We start from the raw sequence: 19,882 nt of genomic DNA, 5'->3' as shown, positions 1-19,882 counted from the left end.
ATGTATTAAATTTTTCTTCAACCTTTAACTGCCCCAGCTGTTACTCCCTTTACAATTTGCTTCTGCATGAGAATGAAAACGACGACAGAAGGGAAAACAGCCATAACCATCGCTGTCATTGTGTACTGCCAATCGGTTGTATATTGTCCGACGAAGGTGTAAGCAGCCAAAGTTAATGTTTTTGTTGAAGATGAGCCATTAACCATAATCAGAGGCAAAAGAAAATCATTCCATATCCACATTACATCAATAATGATAATGGTAGCCGTCACAGGCTTTAAAAGTGGAAAGATGATTCGATAAAATAAGGTAACGGTCGAAGCACCGTCAATCGTGGCGCTTTCATCCAATTCTCTAGGTATGCCTTTAACAAAACCATGATATATAAAAATAGCCATTGGAGCTCCAAAGCCCCAATATTGAACGCCTAACCCCCATACACTTTCTGATAAATGAAATATTTTTGCTAATTTCAAAACCGCAATCATGATGGATTGAAATGGAATTAACATTGGGATAATGCAGAAAATGTATACGATGGAGCTAAACAGCGTTCTATTTCTTGACAGCATATACGCACCTGCTGAAGAGATTCCAATAATACCCGCAACCCCAAGAGCTGTGATCACAGAGTTATTCAGAAATAAGCGCGGGTAATCAATAAATTTCCATACATACACATAATTTGCTACTTCAAGATGATGTGGAAGTGCAATTACATTAGCCATTACTTCCGAGAAGGATTTGAAAGAGTTATAGCATACAAGCAAGATGGGATATAAAAACAATACAGCAATAATGATCATCAAAAATTCTAGAGATACTATTTTCCACTTTATGCCCGTCATTAATGTTCAACCTCTCTTCGTTTAAAATATGTCAGTTGCAGGATCGTAATCAGCAGTACGACAACAAATAGAACCAACGCCTTAGCTGAGCCGTAACCGTACATATTGTTTTGAAACGTATCCCTATAGATATCCAATGCCACGCTATACGTACTGCCACCTGGCCCTCCTCCTGTCAAGGACAAAATTACGTCAAAAACTTTAATAGCATTGGTCATTGACATAAACATACAAACGGTAACTGAAGGTGCAAGTAATGGTAAAGTCACATTAAAAAACCTTTGAAATGGACCTGCTCCGTCTATAATGGAGGATTCCAGCAATTCACGAGGTACTGCTTGTAACCCCGCAATATAAATGACAATGTAAAAACCAATTGATTGCCAGACAGAAACTATGATAATTGAAATGAAAGCTAAATTCGGTACTCCTAGCCAGCTTAGTTTAAAGAATCCTATCCCCGTAAATTCCGCGAGTGTATCGAACCCTTGGTTAAGAATGAACCTCCAAATAAACCCGACAATGACCAAGCTTAAAATGTAGGGCACAAAGAATGCTGCTCTAAGTAGATTTGTGGTCCTTAGTTTCTGGTCAAGGGCCAATGCAACGATTAGAGACAGTGCATTAACACATAAAATGTACAAGAAACTGAATTTTAAGGTGAATATGATTGATTGTTTGAAATGATCATCCGAGATAAATATGGATTTGAAATTGTCTAGCCCTATGAATTTCGGCTGGGAGGATATACCATTCCACTGCGTTAATGAATAGAGCATGCTCATGATAAAAGGAATATAAAATGCAAATAAAATTGTGATGATCGCTGGCAGGATAAACATTCCAAATTCAAAACGTCTTACATGTTCTCGTTTAAACTTCAACATAATTCCACCCCGATGTTATTATTACTTCGTTTACAAAGCACTCCTATAAGTTCATTATAAAAGTAGTTATAATAGGATCACATGTACTAAAGTCTCCAATTTAGGGTAATATGGTACTCAAAACAGTATTCGGGGGAACTATCTATGCACTTTATAACAATGAGGGTTGCTTGCTGGATGCGCAACTTACATGAAAGACTTTCAAGAAAATTAGTAAATAAAATAATATTGCTGCTTTCTTTTGTAATTGTTCTTATAGTCGGCTCTCTAACGATTATTTCCACTAGAATTACAGAGAACGAAGCGATGAAAAACATGGTAACAACTACAAAAAATAATCTGAAACTCGTAAATCAAAATTTTGATAATTATTTTTTTGAAAGAAGGCAATTCATTTTTCCGCAATATCAATATGAACAAGTCATTAATTCACTTCAAAACGAAGATTTAGAGTATACGTCCCAGCAATACTTGGAAGATTATTTAAGGGTATTATTTTATTCGAAACCTGATATTCAGGGAGTTTATTTGTATGTGATCAAAAAAAATAAATATTACTACATTACTCACGATGAAAATGAAAGCAAAGTACGCATCGCTGTAAATCAGGAGATTCCGAGTAAAAAATGGTTTCAAGAAGCATTGCAAAATGATCAACAGTTATTATTCAGTTCTCTTCTTACCTCAACGCAAGGCGATGTCGGATATCCTGTCGATATAAATAAAAGCTTTATGGCTTACCATCGTGCGATTCGTACTATTTTCTCAAAAGAATCGAAAGCAATCATTTCCATCTTCTTCAACACAACCGTCAGAGATCAAATCATTAGAGATGCTTCCCTTGACCCAAATGAGCATATTGTTCTTCTCAGTCATGAAAATGTTCCATTTTATTGGGACGATCCCGCATTTTTTCAATCTATGGAACTGGATTGGAATCGTATCGGCAAGAACGATAACACGAATTCAATTGGGGAGAAGGGAGATAATCAGTACTTCGATATTTGGAATATGAGTGAGAGAGGACAATGGAAACTGATCAAATTCATTACCTCAGAACAGATTTATAAAGCAGCCCACGCATCTAGAAATATCAGTTATGCTGTTGGACTTATTTTTTTGATAATTTCAATCACTTTAATTGCTCTTACTACCAATGCAATTACTAGACCCCTAAATAAACTTTCCAATCATATGCTGCTGTTCAGCATAGGCAATTTTAATGTTAGGGTTCCAGTAAAAGGTAACGACGAAATTGCCCATATTTCCAAGCAGTTTAATAACATGATCTTACAAACTAACAATCTGATCGAGGAACAGTATAAATTGAAATTAGTTCAACAAAGTGCAATTTTGAAAGCATTAGAAGCGGAAATTAATCCTCATTTTCTGTACAACGCCCTTCAGGCAATTTCCACTAAAGCGCTGAAGAGTAACATTCAAGATATTGTGGATATGGTTGATGCGCTCGCATCGACGCTTCGTTATTGTTTTAGCGGGGGAGATCAGGTGAAGTTGAATGAGGAACTTAAGCATATCGAAAATTATTTAATACTTCAAAAGGCAAGATTCGGTTCACGATTGCGTATTCAATACAGGATTGATCCTCAGTTAGAACAACTGTTCATTCCTAGATTGTCAGTTCAGACCCTAGTCGAGAATTCAATTAAACATGCTCTGGAAAAAGTGTCTTATGAGGTTTGTATTGTCATAGAAGCTAACATAAGCTTAGATGGCGTGACGATAAAAGTTACTGACAACGGACCTGGTATTAGTAGCGAAAGATTGCAATTTATTAAATGCTTGTTTCAAAAAAATTGGGAAGATCGGGAATATGGTAGTATTGGCTTGCAAAATTTACATGCCAGATTAAAGCTTCGTTACGGTCAAGATGCAGAAGTTGTCATTCATACCCAATCTTTTTATACAGAAGTATGCATAAAGCTGCCAAAAGGAGGAATGGAGCATGTTAAAGGTACTGATTATTGATGATGAAGAACCATCAAGAGACGCGTTAAAGATTCTAGGGGATTGGGATCGGCTTGGTGTGCAGCAAATACTTGAGGCAAATGGCGGGCTTCCGGGTATTGAACTCATAAATGAACATAGACCTGATATCGTATTGCTGGATATGAAAATGCCGGAAGTAAATGGCCCTGAAGTACTTAGTATGATTTGCCAGGATCATCCACACATTGCTACCATTGTGATTAGTGGGTATGGTGACTTTCAATACACGAAGCAAGCCATTCAATCACATGTCGTAGATTACATTTTAAAGCCACTTGCTCGGCATGACCTTAATCGTGCATTAGATAAAGCTGTTGCAATCTTAGAAACAAGGAAAAAGGTAAAAAATGAGTTCTTGGAGAAAAATATTGTCGTTAATATCTCCTTGCCAAAGTTGAAGTCAGACATCTATATGAGCATAATTGAAGGAAAATTCCATAAACAGAACCAAGTAGAACATTTAAAAACGGTTTATGATGAGGGCTATCCCTACTATCAAGCTTTCACACTATCCTTTTTGAATTTAGAACATATTCAAAAAATAAGATTTCATAATGACCTCACTTTGTTATATTTTGCTGTATCGAATGTCATTAACGAGTTCGGCAGCCAATACTTGAATTGCTTTAGCTTTCAAAATCCAAGGCAAGATAGAGAATTCATCATTGTCATTTGCGGACAAAGAGTAGCAGATATGAACTCGCTATCTCGTGCTAGTGTAAATAAGGCAATGATTAAGCTGAAAGAGCTATTTGGTCTATTGGTAGTAGGGGCAGCTGGAACTGTAGGATTTGGATTGGACTCACTCTCTGCATCTTATCATGACGCTAAGGACTTCCTTCTTTCCATAAACCTTCTTTCATTGAAAGATTTTATTTTAACAGATAGTAATTATTGTAATAGTAAAAGAAAACATTCCATTAATAGCCGGATACCACTTTTCCGTAACGCTTTTCGCGATAGTGATTCTAAGTATGCCAAAGGCATCCTAGATGAATTTATAGGCCAAATAAAAAAATCTAATTATTTCAGTCTCGGAGATGCCCAACGCAGTCTGGAAGAATTTCAATTCATCTTGCATGATTTAGTGCTTGAACTATGCATTCATAACGAAAATAGTGAACAGGCAACTGAGGACAGTCTAAAACCTAAAGGTTTCATATTGGATTATGTGTCATTCGAACAATATTGTAATCTTTTGTATCAGATTCTTCACTCTTACTTTGCCAAGATTGGCCAAGGCCATAACAGAAAAGGGAAATTTCATATTTCTTTAGTCAAAGAGTACATTGAGCAATGCTATTTTGAGGAAATTAGCATTGCCATCTTTACGGAACGTTATTTCTTAAGCCGTCAATATTTAATGAAGCTATTTAAACAGGAGTATCGATGCGGTATTTACGAGTATCTTCAAATTTTTCGAATGAACAAGGCGAAGGAACTCCTAGATGACCCCAAACTAAAAATCCAACAGATTGCTGAGATGCTTGGATATAAAGATACCAATTATTTTAGCAAAGCTTTCAAAAACTATTTTGGTCATTCTCCTTCTGATAATAGGGGAGTGGAAGAAAACAACCCTTAAACGTTTTTTCCTAAAGTTACTATTTTACCCCTATTTGATTACATATTAACATGTTTTACAAACAATCTTCTTGATAAAATAATGGTAGTAAGACATCTCATGAATGGGGGAAAAACAGTGTCAAGAAGAAAAGGATTATGCACAATTGTCACCGCCTCTCTAACGATCAGCCTGATTGCCGGTTGTGGGGCATCTGCTCCAAGTCCAGTAGAAACCTCTAAATCAGGAACAAGCGAAAAACAGGCTTTAATCAAAGTATTTGTCGCCTCTCCAGAGTACACAGATGCATACAATGCCGCCATATTGGAGTATAAAAAAGTTAAACCAAATGTGACGATCCAGCTTGAAATTATGCAATCGGATTATCCAACCGTACTTAAGACCAAAATAGCTACTGGCGACATGCCAGATGTGTTTCAATCTACAGCCGGTGAAATCAAGCAATATGCAGAATATTCAGCAGACCTAAGCAATGAACCGCTTGCACAAGCAATGACCGATTCTGTAAAGACAAGTATGTCTAATGAAGGGAAAGTACTTGGCCTGCCGATAAATGTAGCCATGTTTTCCCTCATTTACAACAAAGATCTGTTTGCAGATGCCGGAATCTCCGATGTACCCAAAACATCATCTCAATTAACCGAAGCAATAACAAAGCTTAAAGCCAAAGGGATTACTCCCTTTGCAAACGGATACAAAGAATGGTGGGTTCACAAGCATATCCTGCAACAGTTTATTAATGCCGAATCCGATAATGCCATGCAATTGATGAGCGACTTTAATACAGGCAAAACTACTTTTAAAGACCATCCAACACTCATGAAAATGTTTGATTTTGTGGATACGACCATTCAGAATGGGATGCCGAAACCATTAGAAAGGGATTTCCCGGCTGAGATCAGTGACTTTGCAACGGGGAAAGCAGCTATCATAACTGCGCAAGGGGCTTGGGCCGAAAGTGGAATATCGAAGATTAACCCAAACTTGCAGATTGGTATCATGGGTTATCCTATCAATGAGGATCCTAACAAATCTATGATTGTGACCGGAGCAGATCAGGCACTTAGAATTAATAAAAATTCCAAATCGCTTCAGGAAACAAAAGATTTCTTTAATTGGCTGTATACTTCTGAATACGGAAAATCGTGGTTCGGGAACATAGCTAAGGTTATTCCACCAATTAAAAACGGAGACATGCCAAATATGCAAATGGCGAAAGCACTGACAGAATATTTGAAAGCAGGAGGAAAGGCAGGGGCGTTGTCTCTTAATTATTCAATTGACAGCTTCTATCAAAAATACGGAGAAGATATGCAAGCCTACATCGGCAAAGCTAAAACCAAAGAACAGGTAATCGAACAAATACAAAAGGACTGGATCCAGCTAGGAGCTCCGAAATAACCAAGTACTTATAATTGAATGACCCTGCAGAGTAATAACCGTCAGATCCTCATGACGGTTATTTTGGTTCTGGTCCTCTACTCGTTTGACCCGAAATCGGCATCACCATATAGAATTCTTCATCAGCTCCATTGAGTAAGTTAAACAATTAATCCATCTCAAAGCTCTAAATGATAATTCGCCTCGTTCACTCCCGTCCGCCTTCGGCAGTAAGGACTTTAGCTTGGCAGCCTCATCCAGCGAACGTTAACCTTATATGAGATTCGGGATCCTCCCGCCGACTTCCTTCAGATTCGACCTCGCGGTCGACACCATTGTCTTATGCTAAAGACTACTACTGCCTTCGTCACTCGGTACTTTCACCTTATAGTTAACGCCATTGCTCGGCGCACTAAAGAAGCACCGTCAACCACCACACGTGGAAGAGGTGCTTCCTTTTTCGTCTAATGAATCTTATTCCGGTATTGCAGGGGGGTATATCCCGTCAACTTCTTAAAGGTTCGGGTAAAATGGGATAGATTGTCATAACCTAGCCGGTTCATAATATGGCTGATTCGCAGCTCCGATTGCGCAAGCATCGTTTTTGCATGTTCGATCCTTTGGCTAACGATGTATTCAGAGAGCGACCACCCGGTTTTCTTGCGGAAAAACCGGGATAGATAAGAAGGATGAAAGTGTACGAAATGAGCGATATCTTCCCGGGTCATTTGCTCTTGCAAATGATTCTCGATATAGTCTAGGATTTGGTGCAACGAAGCATCGTCGGAGCTACGGGCCTGCTTCATAAACAATATTCGCTCCCGGTCGTATCTCTGCTGTGCCAACGACTCGTCCAACTTCTCCGGCGGCAGTTCGCGCATCGGCACGGATTGCCCAATCTCGATCCCTACGTCGGCGTACAAGTAGTTTTTCGCAACCTTCTGCAATTGCCTGCAACGATGTTCCAAAGCGGTTATCATAGGATTCGGGGTAGGCAATCCGAACAGGAAAACCGCCGTCCCGTGCTGGACCTGCACGGTTGCCCCTGACAGCGGATACCTGATCAATTCATCGGACGCTTTATATAGCGCATATTCCAATAGGTTGCGATCAAGATCGGGTAAGGGAATATGCCAGCTTCTTACCGAAATCCGAATGGGCAATATCCAACTGCTCTCCGGTTCTGTAGGGTCCATCATTCCCTCCTTCTCCGCGTCGTTCCGATCTGGACAGATATAAGTAGTCAATTTTTCGTTCATACAGATTCCGTTGCAGCCTTTATGCCTCCTTTCTCAGTACTATTATATAAGAAGAAAATGGGAGCCATCTATCTACTAGGGTGACCGACATAGCACTTTAATGACATTATCCCCGCACGATCTTTCGAAGATCAAGCCGAATGCGATAAAGCCTCCAAAACCACTTCACGGAAGTGGAGTTGAAGGCTTTAACGATTAAGGGCAGTCGGATTCTTTCGTCTTCCCTCGGGCTTATAGAGACTTGGTCAATGCTCGGTTCCCCATATGCGGCTTTCATTTTCCGCATCCAGCGGGTCAGAACCAGCCGCGAATTGTGTCCCTAAATCTAGGAAGGATATTGGTCCGGATAAGGCCTTTCGGCGGCGTATGTTGCGGGACTGCTCCGGTTGTAGAAACTCATCGTCCGTTGTTCCTCTACGCAGTCCCCTTCGTTAAGCGGGATAATACACTTCTCCATGTTGCTCCAGCCGGATTCCAGACTGGTCCAATCCCCCGTGTAATGGCCGTATAGCATCTCAAGATAGAGCCAGTAGCTATGAACGTGGATACAAGCATGGCTGCCGCAACCCACCAAACCAACCTGATGTGGTATAAATTGCGCATCATTCGTCATTCCTCCTTCGTTTCATATTAAGGTTCAATACCCCATACCAACGTACCGTTTAAGTAAAGCGTTACCTTGTTCCAATTCGCATAAGCCGTCATCGTCGGATCGTACGAGTAATCGCCCGTCTCGTTGAAATTCGACCAGTCCGTCTTTGCCATTCGCAACTGGATATCTCCCGTTTGGCCGTTCGGAGCGAGCGAGCCCGCTCCGGAAGCGAACGAAAGTTCGGCATAGGTATCGGCTCCCGCTCCCGAGGCGCTGCCGAACGTCACTTGAACATTCGTCCCGCCGATCTGCGCCCAGTCGATCCAGGCGTTCATTGCCGCGGTGCTATCACTCGTAAAGTAGTACCGCAGCTTCACGTCACTTAGGTTTATGGTAGTCGTTCCGCTATTCTTAATGTTCAGATAGGGCTTGATTTGATTATCCGTCGCGTTCGTATCGGCAGCTTTGTACTGAGCGACCAGATTTCCTGTCGGTGGCGATTGCGGCTTAACACTTGTCTGCACGGAGTTCGCACTCTCTCCAACTTCATTCATCGCGCTGACAACGTAGTAATAGGTTGCGCCGTTCATCAACCCAGTGTCCGTATAGTTCGTCGTGTTCACGCCCGTTGCAACGTTCGCGTACGGTCCGCCGCTTGTTGTTGCTCGCTTCACGTTATAGCTCGTCGCGCCGTTTGACTTCGTCCAGCTTAAGGTCGCTTGCGCATTACCCGCAGTTGCCGTCAATCCTGTCGGAACGGACGGCAAGCTCAACTGAGGAGCGGCGGATGTCTGAGCGGAATTCGCGCTTTCTCCTACCGGGTTCACTGCGCTGACGGCGTAGTAGTAAGTCGTACCGTTCGTTAGGCCACTATTTGTATAGTTTGTCCCGGCAACTCCCGTCGCCACGGTTACGTACGGTCCGCCGCTTGTCATAGAACGCTTCACGTTATAGCTGGCCGCACCGCTTGACGCCGTCCAGCTCAACATTACTTGCGCGTTGCCTGCTGTTGCTGCCAATCCAGTCGGCGCAGCCGGTGGCGTAACTACGACAGGACCAGGTTCGTTGCCAAATACCTTCACTCCATTGTCATACACCGGCATATATGCCGTCTTGACCGTTGAAGTTCCCGACAGTAATTGGGCAGAATAATCATTGCCCGAGTTCCAGAAGGTGGTCCCGGAAGGCGCCGCCATACGGAATTGGACTTCTTTCTTGTAAGCCGATTGGCCCCCAGGATAAATCTTCGTTCCGGTGAAATCGATGATCAAATAATAAATATGATTGGCTACATCATACGGAAGAAATTTGGACACAGTCGCTCCCTGGTTGTAGTTCGTGCTGACCGTAATGTTGTCCACGGAATAACCCGAATTGTACACTTCCGTTAGATCGACGTAATAACGGAAGCTCAGCTTATCGCCCATCCGCGCAGGCCAGCCGGAGCGGTTATTCAAGAGCGCCTTGATTTCCGTATAGTTCGGTCCGGTACTGTTAAAGGAGGCTTCTACGAACATTTCGTCTTCCTTCGTTTCCGGCGGAGGGAAGTTTGCAAGCGGCTGCTGTCCCGCTCCATACAGCAGGTTCATTTTCGCCAGCACCCCGGTGAACCCGGCGTTGTAGTCCGTCGCGACCTCGTTGCTGACGTAATCGCTGATCGAATCGGTGTAGCTGTCGCTGCTGTTCGGACCGCCTACCAGCGCGCCATAAAGAACATGGCGATGGTTCGCGGGAACCGATTGACTGTCCGCCCAGGAACCGTGAGAAGTCCGATGGTGCGGATGCTGTGGAGAATTCGCGCCAAATCCGATCACGTAGCTGCCATTACGCGGATTGTCGCCGAGAACATAAAGCGCTTGATTAGTGGCGAAGGTCCGGTATTTATTTTTCTTGGCCGCATCTGTGACCCAATCGGAATAGACGAACGCCAGGAACGACGCATTCATCGTATAACGCAACGAGCCCCAAGTATCCAGCCAAGCCAGTCCACCCGGCGAGTACGTGATTCTCTCGCCCGTACCCGGGACGCCGGAAGTCCAATAGTCCAAATTGCGTTCCGTCGAAGCAATGAAGGCAGCGTCATTCGTAATTCTCGCTAACAGTAATTGGGCTCCGTAATGTTTGTCATCCCAGGCATGGGTCCACTTATAACCCCAATTCGTCGATTGCCCCTCCTTGCCCCAATTGTTCGAAGCCGCGATTGCCTTAGTTAAATAAGCGTTATTTCCTGTCGCCATGTACAGCCACGTAGCTCCCCAGCTCAGCTCATCCCAATAACCGGACCAAGAATTGTAGTACGCTTGGGCGTCCGTCACGCAATCGCTGTACTTGCCCCGATATGTATCGGCGAATGTATACAGCTGTTCTGCGTGCGTTAGAAGAGTTGCCGCGTATGCGGGGTCGGTTTCCTTGAACACCATGGACGCTGCCGCTAGTGCCGCTGACGTTTCGCCGGCTACGTCCGAACCCGGACAGGCAGCGGAGATTTTGTAGGAGGGCCGGTTCATCTGCATCACTTCCGCCGGACCCCACCAGGCATGGTCCGCTCCACCCTGCCCTATCTGAACATAAAGCTCGTTGGGAGCCGTATGAGCTTTAATAAAGTAATCCGTAGCCCACTTCAGGTTGTCCAGAATTTCTTCGTATTGACCCGCTTGCTTATACCCGTCTTCATACTCGTATACAGACCAAGCCAACATCGTTGCAGACGATGCCATCGGCAATCCGAATTTAACGTGATCCCCGGCGTCGTACCAACCGCCCGTCAAGTCCTTTCCAACATCCGCACCGTCAGACATGCCCGAGTCTCCGCGCCACGGTACCCGGTTGTTGGCCGGAAGATCGCCGGACCTCTGCGCCTCAAAGAAATAAATTGATTTTTGCAGTGCCTCTGCGTAATTGTAAGAACTAACCGAAGCTTTCGCCGTAGGAGAAGCGTATTGCCCCATCCCGAGCATACAAGAGAACCCGATTGCCGTCGACGCCGCTACGCTGAGCAGCTTTTTCCACATCATTTTCATACAACTTCCCTCCAGTTTGGATTTAAGTTCTAATCGTTCCTCACATAACTCATTCCAAGCCAATTACACCCCCTTCACCCATGGAAAAGGTTTTCTATGAATCGTAACTTTATTATAAATCGAAAAATTGGAAAAAAATGTGCGTAAAGTAACCAATTATCACCATTATTGTAACCTCTTTCTTGGTTCCGTTTAACAATGCCTTGCCTGATCCGGTGCGCGGAACAGAGATCAAGCATATGTAATAACGAATCGGCCACGTCTTCCCTGTGGACGACGAGGCTGGTATCTTCTAACTGCTTGTGGTGCAAGAATTAATAAAGACAGAGATTACCCAATAAATTGTAATTAACTATGCCACAATACCAAATATTTTATTGAGCCATTCAACAGCAAAGAGGACAGACGAATTATTTCCGGCCTGCCCTTCCTAATCATATGCATGGCCTCGATTCCCCTTAATAAGAATAGGTAAGGAGAAGCTACAACATGACTGGTTTTGGTGCAACAATAAAATTGATCAAAGAAACCCGCGATTTCGTTGTTTGATTATGCTGTCAAACCAAACAATTTGTTGATTAATTCAACTGAAGAAAGGGCAGACGAATGAATGCATTCGACCTGCCCTTTACGTATCATATGCATGACTTCGATTTCCGCGATTGTATGTTCTGCAGTTTCAAAAGACTTGAAACCAGCATTGGTTTAATGACTTTCTTTATGAATCGATGATCTTGTTCAATAATATTGTTAAGATATTTCTGTTGTCGTAGTAGTGCTTCTTGTTTTATAGTCTTCTCGTCCTTCAATTGCTGAACCGCGGTAGGATAAGCTGGGTTTTTATCGACGGTGATCACGCGCGGCGATTGATTGTGTGGTGAAGTTAACGCTTTCTTGAAAAATCGCTTGGCCGCAGGAGCATCTCGATTTTCAGACAGCATGAAATCAATCGTATTTCCTGTTGAATCCACTGCTCTGTAAAGATATTTCCATTGTCCTTTGACTTTAATGTAGGTCTCATCCGTTCTAAAAGAATCATTAGTCGGCTTCAAATAGGGACGAATTTCGCTTGTCTAATTCCGGCCCAAATTGATGAACCCATCGCATAATGGTTGTATGAGTCATGCCAAGACCCCGTTCTTCCATCATCTCTACTAAGTCACTAACTTAGACTATATTTCAAATAACATCTTACTGTTAGCAAGATTACCTCTGATTCATACTGCTTCCACTTAAACAAATTTAATTGTACTTGCCCCATCCCACGTCATTTTAATCATGTTATCATGGATTTAAGAACTTTGCACCACAACCCTTTCATGTAAACTTCGAGTGATACATTGCTCCATCTGCAAGTCTAAGTAACTCTTCATTCAATAGTCCAACAACATATGAAGCAAAATCAACACCTGCCGTTAATACCGTTTCTCTCTCAAACCGTTAGTGAACATCAACTTCATAATTCTATTAACTACTAATGTAAATTCATAAAACCCCACGAATTCTCGTAGGGCAACTAACCGTTATTATACTTAATGAACCAACCGCCCATCCCGAGACCTCACAACGCGCTTCGCCTGTTCCGCAACCTGCCGATCATGCGTTATCAAAATAATCGTGCGTCCCTGCTCATTCAAACGCCTGAATATATCCATAATTTCCACGCCAGTCTTCGAATCCAACGCACCCGTAGGTTCATCAGCCAGAATAATTGGTGGATCCCCCGCCAGAATCCTCGCTATCGCAACATTGGGGATAAGCATTTGCAAAAGAGGAGGCATTTTCCCCAAATGTGATGGAATCTCCAAGAGCTGCATAGATCATAGCAATATCACCAACTCCTCAATTAATCATACATAAAACGCAAATAACCAAATGAAAGATCAGTTTTAATGATCGATTTTTTGATTACTCCTGCTTTCATCAAGTGCATCTTTAAGTTATAATATTGCAACTATGCTTAGGTTGTGTGGGTAGTAATAAGTATTGATTCAATTAAATGTGATATGGTACTAGTGCTCTTCGGAGAAAATAAAGTGATGCTCGGGATTCTTGCATTCTTTAGTGGGTCTTACATTTAGGTTCTCCTGTACTAGTTGATGAGGTATAAGCGCCCTCCACTGATTCAGCCAAACATGAACAAACACGAACTTAGCGGGTAATCCACAGCAGCACTCAATTTGGTGCATACGTCCAAGCAAACACTATTTAACGAACATATTTTATACCGTAGTGACAAATCACCAGAGGGGAATGAGAAAACATGGGAGCAGTAGGTTATGGTGCAAGTTGTGCAAGTTGTGCAGGTTACGGTTCAAGCTCAGCAGCTATTTTGGTTCTTTTTATTCTTTTGGTTATCATCACATCAGCTTTTGTATGGTAATTCCTTAATCCAACACAAATAACAACGAGAAAAAGCGGCCGCGAAATATATTACGGGCCGTTTTTTCTCGTTGTTATTACCATAAAAAAGTCACCCTTAATCTTAATCTCAGGGTGACTTTTTTATGGTAAATGAAGGGTGAAACATGAGATGCGTGGCTGTGGAGGCATAGCATATAAGATTCAAATTAAAAAATAATGCGTGGACACATAGGGGGAATTTGCGGTTATTTCACAATCATAGCGATAGCGCTCACCGGGATTCCCCCTCTTGCAGCAACACGCCGAACACTCCTGCCAGATCCATGACCAAGAGCCGCTTATGGTTCCGTTCCAAGACCTGCAAGGCGGACTGCAGAACATCCGATTTTAACGTTGCTTCACATGAAGGGATCTCAAAGATTAGAGGCAACAATAGTAGTGCAGCAATTCTAGTTCTATTTCTTCTTTTGCTTATCATTACTATGGCTTTTGTATTGTACCAAAATCCACTGAAAAATGGGTCTGGACATGTTCACTAAACCAAGCAAAAAGGCCAAACTCACATATAATAGGGACATCATAAGGATAAGGGTTGATGCAGATGCCATCTATAATCGGTACCTCTAAAGTAGTCACTAACTCAGGGACCATAATCAACGGTGGATCGTTAATAATTATAGCGCCAACTGAAATCTCTAAATCTTTCAATGGTGCCAGCGCCGACGTTACTGGTGACCACGCCATGACATTTTCTTTATTTAGTGCAACGATAACGTTGATTCCGATCGGTAATGGAAAGTTATCCAAGTCTCGAAGAAAGCGCTCTGGAACTGGCTAGAAGGTAAGTAATCACGAAATGGGTATCAACCTAGTGCGAAACCATTCACTTGACCATATATTGATATTGCCACCCAACACACTCAACTTACTCGTCACCCTCATTTAAACAACGAAAAAAACGGTCTGTATTCGCATCTATTTAGCGATAAGACCGTTTCTGTTTTTTTGCGACGTTGGTTAAAAATGCAAAAGTCATTAAGATAATAACCAAAAGAATGTCCCTTAAAAACTTGTTTTATTTCGTTTGGATTTGTTAATAACGTACAAAACCCTCCATTTATCATAAATATTTCAAATTGCCTGACGGTTAGCGGAGCGACCCAACGGTTACTCAACCTTTATGCTGAGGCTAAACTTCAATACAAGTTTTCTGTCAGCAAAGACTTTCGCATTACGTCATATGTTTGCCCAAGCACAATTTTAACATTTGCATACTTTAATTCTACTCGTCATTGTGGAGGAGATCGGTTGTTGAGACGGGAGTGAAAGTTATGAAATGGCGCGATTCCCTAGGTGGTTATAAGGCCTACATTAGTCTGGGTTCCACATGTCAAACAGCATTTCAGCTTAAAAGACTGGGCTTACGTAAATACGCGGGTCCCTTAGATTGGTTTGTTTCCGATTCGATTGGCGGAGTGGTACGTTTGATAGATCATCGTTTCAACGGATTTATGGAACTTAACCAGCTTGAACTCATTGGCACTACCAATGAATGCTTTGTTGTAAGAGATAACGCAAATGACGTCATATCTTTCCATGACTTTCCTCTATATCTCACTGCGGATCGATGGCGGGAAGCTTATCCCGCGTTTAAACAAAAGCTCAATCGACGCGTAGATCGGTTTTTGAGAACTATTCAAGGTCAACCGATTCTTTTTATTAGAACCAATTCGAAAAGAAAGGAAGCGCAGGAGCTACACGCAGCATTAAAAAGGCTAGTGCATGGAAAGTTCCAGCTTCTTATCGTAAATAACCACCAGGAAGATCGCCAAGACGTGATTTACGAAAATTGGGGGCTGGGTGGAATTAGCTCGGTGCTCCTACCGAAAGGAGAAGACTGGAGAGGATTTAACCAAGCTTGGGATACGTGTATGAACGGCTTTAAATTGAAAGCTTCGTCCCTTCGTTGAGTTTAACTCCTTTTTGATTTCCCCTCCTGACCATGACCTCCATTATATTAAATTCATCTTTCTTACTATTCGATAAAACCTAATTGCATCGACTGTATCCACAGTTGATGCAATTCTTACATCCTTCGCTGTTCACCAGCGAAGCGGATCCGCACGCCGTGCACAAGTCCTTCGACGCCACGCTGGACGCGTGGGCACTCGGACTCGGGCCCGTCTGCTCTGCCGCGGGTGCTGGCGCATCCAGCACCTCGCTCGTCGCGGTGACGTAGTCCCGCGCGTCGTCTTGCTCGTTCATCACTTCGTCGTGCTGCTCGAGCGCTTTGGCAACCGCGTCGGCGATCGACTCGACGCGGTTGGTGCCGAAGCCAATGGCGCCGGAACCGCCAATGCCTTTCAAGTGCTTGACGAGCAGCTTCACTTTATCCCCGTGATCGCCATAACGCAGGAACAAGGAGCACACGCGGCCCAGCGCTTCTGACATGGCGAACACGTCGGAGCCAGCTTTGCCCACGTTGAGGAAGATTTCACTCGGCGTTCCGTTCATGTCATTGATAGTGATATACGCCATACCGAAAGGGGTATTCACTTTGTACGTAGCACCGCGTAGAATCTGCGGGCGACGCTTATATTGCTTATCGAAAACTTGCTCTGTCTTCGCATCGACATTCACGGCAAGTTGATCGGATAAATGAGCGAAGCTGCCAGCTTCCTTAACGCCCTCCGCAGCAACAGCCACTTCTTTCTTCTCGCCATTGTCCGGTACCGCCGGTGCAGCTTCGTCTTCCTTCTTGTCCGAACTTGTGCTCAACACCTGCACATCCCGACTGCCATCGCGGTAGATGGTTACGCCCTTGCACCCAAGATCAAACGCTAGTTCATAGAGACGTTTGGTCTCTTCAACGGTGAAATCCGCCGGACAATTAGCGGTCTTGGAGATCGAGCTATCCACCCAAGTCTGGATGGCGGCCTGCGCCCGAATATGATCCTCCGCGCTCAAGGACATCGCCGTCACGAAGTAATCCGGCAGTTCTTGAGTCGGATGAGCATCTTTCCATTCCTGGGCAATCGGCACGTATTGCTTGTCGAAGCCCAGGCGGCTTTGGCGATAATATTCAAAGGCAAAATAAGGTTCAATACCTGTCGATGTCCCCACCATCGTTCCCGTACTCCCCGTCGGAGCTTGGGTAATAACCGTCACATTGCGCATGCCTTGCTTCTGGATGGCTTCGCCAACCTCAGGGAACGCCTTGGTCATATTTTTCATAAAGCCGCTTTCCAAATACTTATCCGCAATAAAGGCTTGGAAAGAGCCCTTTTCTGCGGCAATTTCGGAAGAGGCCAGATAAGCTTCTCTAGCCATAAAACTATATATTTTATCGAGGAACAGCAGCGATTCGGGACTGCCGTAACGAATTTGCAGTTTAATCATTAATTCTGCCAGCCCCATAGAGCCGAGTCCTACACGACGTTCACTTTGTTGGTTTATCCGATTCTCTTCGAAATGGTAGGGTGTCTTATCGATCACATTATCGAGGAAACGTGTTGAATAACGGACAACTTTGGCCAAATCGTCCCAATCCACGTCATGCTTCTGAGTATCATAGAATTTGGATAAATTAATAGCCGAAAGATTGCATACGCCCCAAGCCGGAAGCCCTTGCTCCCCGCATGGATTCGTGCAAATAATGGGATTGAAGTACCAACTGTTCGACATTTGGTTGTAGTATTCCATGAACACTACACCTGGCTCTGCCGATTTCCAGGCGGACTCCATAATCGAATGCCAGACTTCTCGTGCTTTGACCGTCCGATAAGGCTTGACGGTTTTGCCCAGCTTTTTCCACGCGTCTAGGTTGCCATCCCATTTGTCGTTATAATCAGGATCTGTTGTATCCGGGAAGACCAGTTCCCAATCCAGATCTTCCTTCACAGCTTTCATAAATCCATTGCTTACACAGACGGATAAATTGGCATTCGTTATCTGGCCCATTGTTGATTTCACGGTAATGAAGTCCTCTAGATCCGGATGCCAATCATTAATCATAAGCATCAAAGCGCCTCTGCGGCTGCCGCCTTGTTCAATTAACCCAGTTGTATAGCTGAAAAGTCCGCCCCAAGAAACCGCGCCGCTCGAAGATCCGTTAACTCCCTTCACCACGGAACGACGCGGCCTGAGGGAAGATAGATTGATGCCAACACCGCCGCCGCGCGACATGATTTCGGTCATTTCGGTCAATGTGCTCATAATCCCGCCTCGGCTGTCATGCGGTGATGGAATGACATAACAATTGAACAGCGTCAGTTCGTCACTGGCATCAGCGCCAGCAGCAATCCGGCCACCCGGTACAAGCTTCCAATCCTGCAAAATATATCTGAATTTTTCTGTCCATTCCTCACGTTTCTCAGGTGTCGACTCGACGGATGCCATCGCGCCCGCTAAGCGATTCCACAATTCATCCGGTGTTTTTTCGATGTTCAGCGTCAGCTTTTCAACAGAAGATTCTACCGTTTCACCGCTTCGCGTTTTTACTTGGACCCGATTCCCCTCACGCCTAATAATTTCGCCAACTTCTTTGGCTGGAAATTTGGGATCATCCTTGGTTAACACAAGTACGGTATCCCCCACCTTGGCAGCGCTCGTATCGGCATTTTTCAGGGCATAGCGATCCAAAAATATTTTCTCACTCAATCCACTTAATTTACTGCTTGACGGTACGATACTCATACGAATTCCTCCCAATAAGCTACAGACTCAGCTGTGATCAACTAGCCATTTTACGATGAAGTCCCTGTTAATTTCAATATATAGTGTCTTATTACATTATACAACACAATATATTGACACTCTAATAGATAATTAACCAAATCCCCTCAATTTGACAAGCATTTGCTTCATTAGCTTATTCAGTCTTACAAATCCTCTTTATTTCACACCTTTTGACGCTGGCGTATTCCTCTGCTAACCTATACATAGGATAACACATAAGCGCCATATTTAGAACATTTGTTCGCAATAAAATTTCTATTCATATGAATGTTAAGGAGATGACTTCCCTTGTATTTTTACAAAAATCAATTTCTAAGCAAGAACGATATACAGCTATCGCCCGATGATCGCGGCTACTATTTCGGTGATGGCATTTACGAGGTATTCCGCGTGTATAATGGTCAGATTTATGAACCGCAGGCCCATCTGCAAAGACTTGAGAGAACAGCTTCCGAAGTTCGTATCGCCCTGCCGTATACAGCCTCCGAAATTGGCGATATTCTGACTGAGCTTGTGCACAAAAACAAGCTGGTTGAAGGCACCGTCTATTTGCAAATTACACGCGGTGAAGCTCCTCGCGCTCATCCTTTTCCTGCGGAAACGGAACCGGTTGTACTTGCCTACTGTTCTGTGGTGCCAAGACCGGTTGCTTCCATACATAAAGGTATCCACGCGATAACGCTGGCAGATATCCGCTGGCTTCGCTGTGATCTCAAGACATTGAATTTGCTGCCCAATGTGATGGCCAAACAAGCTGCTCTTGATCATGGCGTGCAAGAAGTCGTGCTGCATCGAGACGGCATCGTTACCGAATGCAGCGCATCGAATATTATGATAATCAAGGATCAGGTTCTATACACGCATCCGGCGAATCATTTGATTTTGCATGGTATCACACGTGCAGTCGTGCTAAAATTGGCTCTTTCCCTCGCAATAACGGTGCAAGAAGAAACCTTTACAACGGAGCAGCTTTATCAAGCAGATGAAGCCTTTATCACGGGTACGACAGTCGAAATTACACCGATTCTTCAAATAGACGGCAAACCGATCGGCGCTGGCGCACCAGGCCCCCTTACGCAGAAGCTGCAAAGCGAATTTGTACACACTTTCAGCTAAAATTGCTGTTCGAGTTCCTACCTAACACTGCTCGATAACGCAGATTCACGGCTTTGCTGCCCTGAGAAATGAGCCTCTTGTTAG

The 19,882-nt window shown here is 43.6% G+C and carries 12 protein-coding genes and 3 pseudogenes; 7 read left to right on the top strand and 8 right to left on the bottom strand.

Annotated elements, in window-relative coordinates; genetic code table 11:
- Positions 1 to 17: 17 nt before the first annotated feature.
- On the bottom strand, positions 18 to 848 hold the full coding sequence (locus IEY34_RS08355; RefSeq protein ID WP_189010217.1) for a carbohydrate ABC transporter permease: 831 nt from the start codon (positions 846 to 848) through the stop codon (positions 18 to 20).
- Positions 848 to 1,735, bottom strand: coding sequence for a carbohydrate ABC transporter permease (locus tag IEY34_RS08350; protein ID WP_189010214.1), 888 nt, complete (start codon positions 1,733 to 1,735; stop codon positions 848 to 850). Before IEY34_RS08350 ends, IEY34_RS08355 begins: the two co-directional genes overlap by 1 nt.
- Before the next feature lie 144 nt (positions 1,736 to 1,879).
- On the opposite strand from IEY34_RS08350, the gene IEY34_RS08345 reads away from it, so the two are divergent.
- The 3 genes from IEY34_RS08345 (at position 1,880) to IEY34_RS08335 (ending at position 6,731) form a co-directional block, all read left to right on the top strand.
- Positions 1,880 to 3,724, top strand: a complete 1,845-nt coding sequence (locus IEY34_RS08345) for a sensor histidine kinase (RefSeq protein WP_189010212.1) — start codon at positions 1,880 to 1,882, stop codon at positions 3,722 to 3,724.
- A complete protein-coding gene (locus IEY34_RS08340; RefSeq protein WP_189010210.1) occupies positions 3,702 to 5,330 on the top strand; it encodes a response regulator transcription factor in 1,629 nt (542 codons plus the stop codon). The genes IEY34_RS08345 and IEY34_RS08340 overlap by 23 nt, the downstream gene beginning before the upstream one ends.
- A 117-nt stretch (positions 5,331 to 5,447) precedes the next feature.
- Positions 5,448 to 6,731, top strand: a complete 1,284-nt coding sequence (locus tag IEY34_RS08335; protein WP_229757525.1) for an ABC transporter substrate-binding protein — start codon at positions 5,448 to 5,450, stop codon at positions 6,729 to 6,731.
- 443 nt (positions 6,732 to 7,174) lie between these two features.
- On the opposite strand, the gene IEY34_RS08330 is transcribed toward IEY34_RS08335, so the two are convergent.
- The 5 genes and pseudogenes from IEY34_RS08330 to IEY34_RS08310 all read right to left on the bottom strand — a co-directional run.
- On the bottom strand, positions 7,175 to 7,909 hold the full coding sequence (locus tag IEY34_RS08330) for a helix-turn-helix domain-containing protein (protein WP_189010207.1): 735 nt from the start codon (positions 7,907 to 7,909) through the stop codon (positions 7,175 to 7,177).
- A 319-nt stretch (positions 7,910 to 8,228) separates the two neighbouring features.
- Positions 8,229 to 8,507: pseudogene (locus tag IEY34_RS08325) on the bottom strand (glycoside hydrolase family 48 protein); the annotation flags it as partial.
- A gap of 92 nt (positions 8,508 to 8,599) precedes the next feature.
- Positions 8,600 to 11,518, bottom strand: coding sequence for a glycoside hydrolase family 9 protein (locus IEY34_RS08320; protein WP_373291209.1), 2,919 nt, complete (start codon positions 11,516 to 11,518; stop codon positions 8,600 to 8,602).
- A gap of 612 nt (positions 11,519 to 12,130) precedes the next feature.
- Positions 12,131 to 12,842: pseudogene (locus tag IEY34_RS08315) on the bottom strand (IS6 family transposase).
- 271 nt (positions 12,843 to 13,113) lie between these two features.
- Positions 13,114 to 13,329 (bottom strand): annotated as a pseudogene (locus IEY34_RS08310) (macrolide ABC transporter ATP-binding protein); the annotation flags it as partial.
- A gap of 515 nt (positions 13,330 to 13,844) precedes the next feature.
- Here IEY34_RS08310 and IEY34_RS08305 point away from each other — a divergent pair.
- From IEY34_RS08305 to IEY34_RS08295, 3 genes are all read left to right on the top strand, one after another.
- Complete coding sequence (locus IEY34_RS08305) at positions 13,845 to 13,964, top strand: YjcZ family sporulation protein (protein WP_189010203.1); 120 nt, start codon at positions 13,845 to 13,847, stop codon at positions 13,962 to 13,964.
- 576 nt (positions 13,965 to 14,540) lie between these two features.
- Complete coding sequence (locus tag IEY34_RS37720) at positions 14,541 to 14,783, top strand: spore germination protein (RefSeq protein ID WP_189010199.1); 243 nt, start codon at positions 14,541 to 14,543, stop codon at positions 14,781 to 14,783.
- Between the two features lie 493 nt (positions 14,784 to 15,276).
- The gene (locus tag IEY34_RS08295; RefSeq protein WP_189010197.1) at positions 15,277 to 15,915 is read left to right on the top strand and encodes a DUF1796 family putative cysteine peptidase; all 639 of its coding nucleotides are present in this window, start codon (positions 15,277 to 15,279) and stop codon (positions 15,913 to 15,915) included.
- Positions 15,916 to 15,994: 79 nt separating this feature from the next.
- On the opposite strand, the gene IEY34_RS08290 is transcribed toward IEY34_RS08295, so the two are convergent.
- Positions 15,995 to 18,640, bottom strand: a complete 2,646-nt coding sequence (locus tag IEY34_RS08290; protein ID WP_189010195.1) for an adenosylcobalamin-dependent ribonucleoside-diphosphate reductase — start codon at positions 18,638 to 18,640, stop codon at positions 15,995 to 15,997.
- 330 nt (positions 18,641 to 18,970) lie between these two features.
- On the opposite strand from IEY34_RS08290, the gene dat reads away from it, so the two are divergent.
- The gene (dat, locus tag IEY34_RS08285; RefSeq protein ID WP_189010187.1) at positions 18,971 to 19,798 is read left to right on the top strand and encodes a D-amino-acid transaminase; all 828 of its coding nucleotides are present in this window, start codon (positions 18,971 to 18,973) and stop codon (positions 19,796 to 19,798) included.
- Positions 19,799 to 19,882 lie beyond the last annotated feature (84 nt).

Origin of the sequence: Paenibacillus marchantiophytorum, from assembly GCF_014640555.1 — a bacterium.
GTDB classification, from domain to species: domain Bacteria; phylum Bacillota; class Bacilli; order Paenibacillales; family NBRC-103111; genus Paenibacillus_E; species Paenibacillus_E marchantiophytorum.
This window is presented reverse-complemented; position numbering and strand designations above follow the sequence as displayed.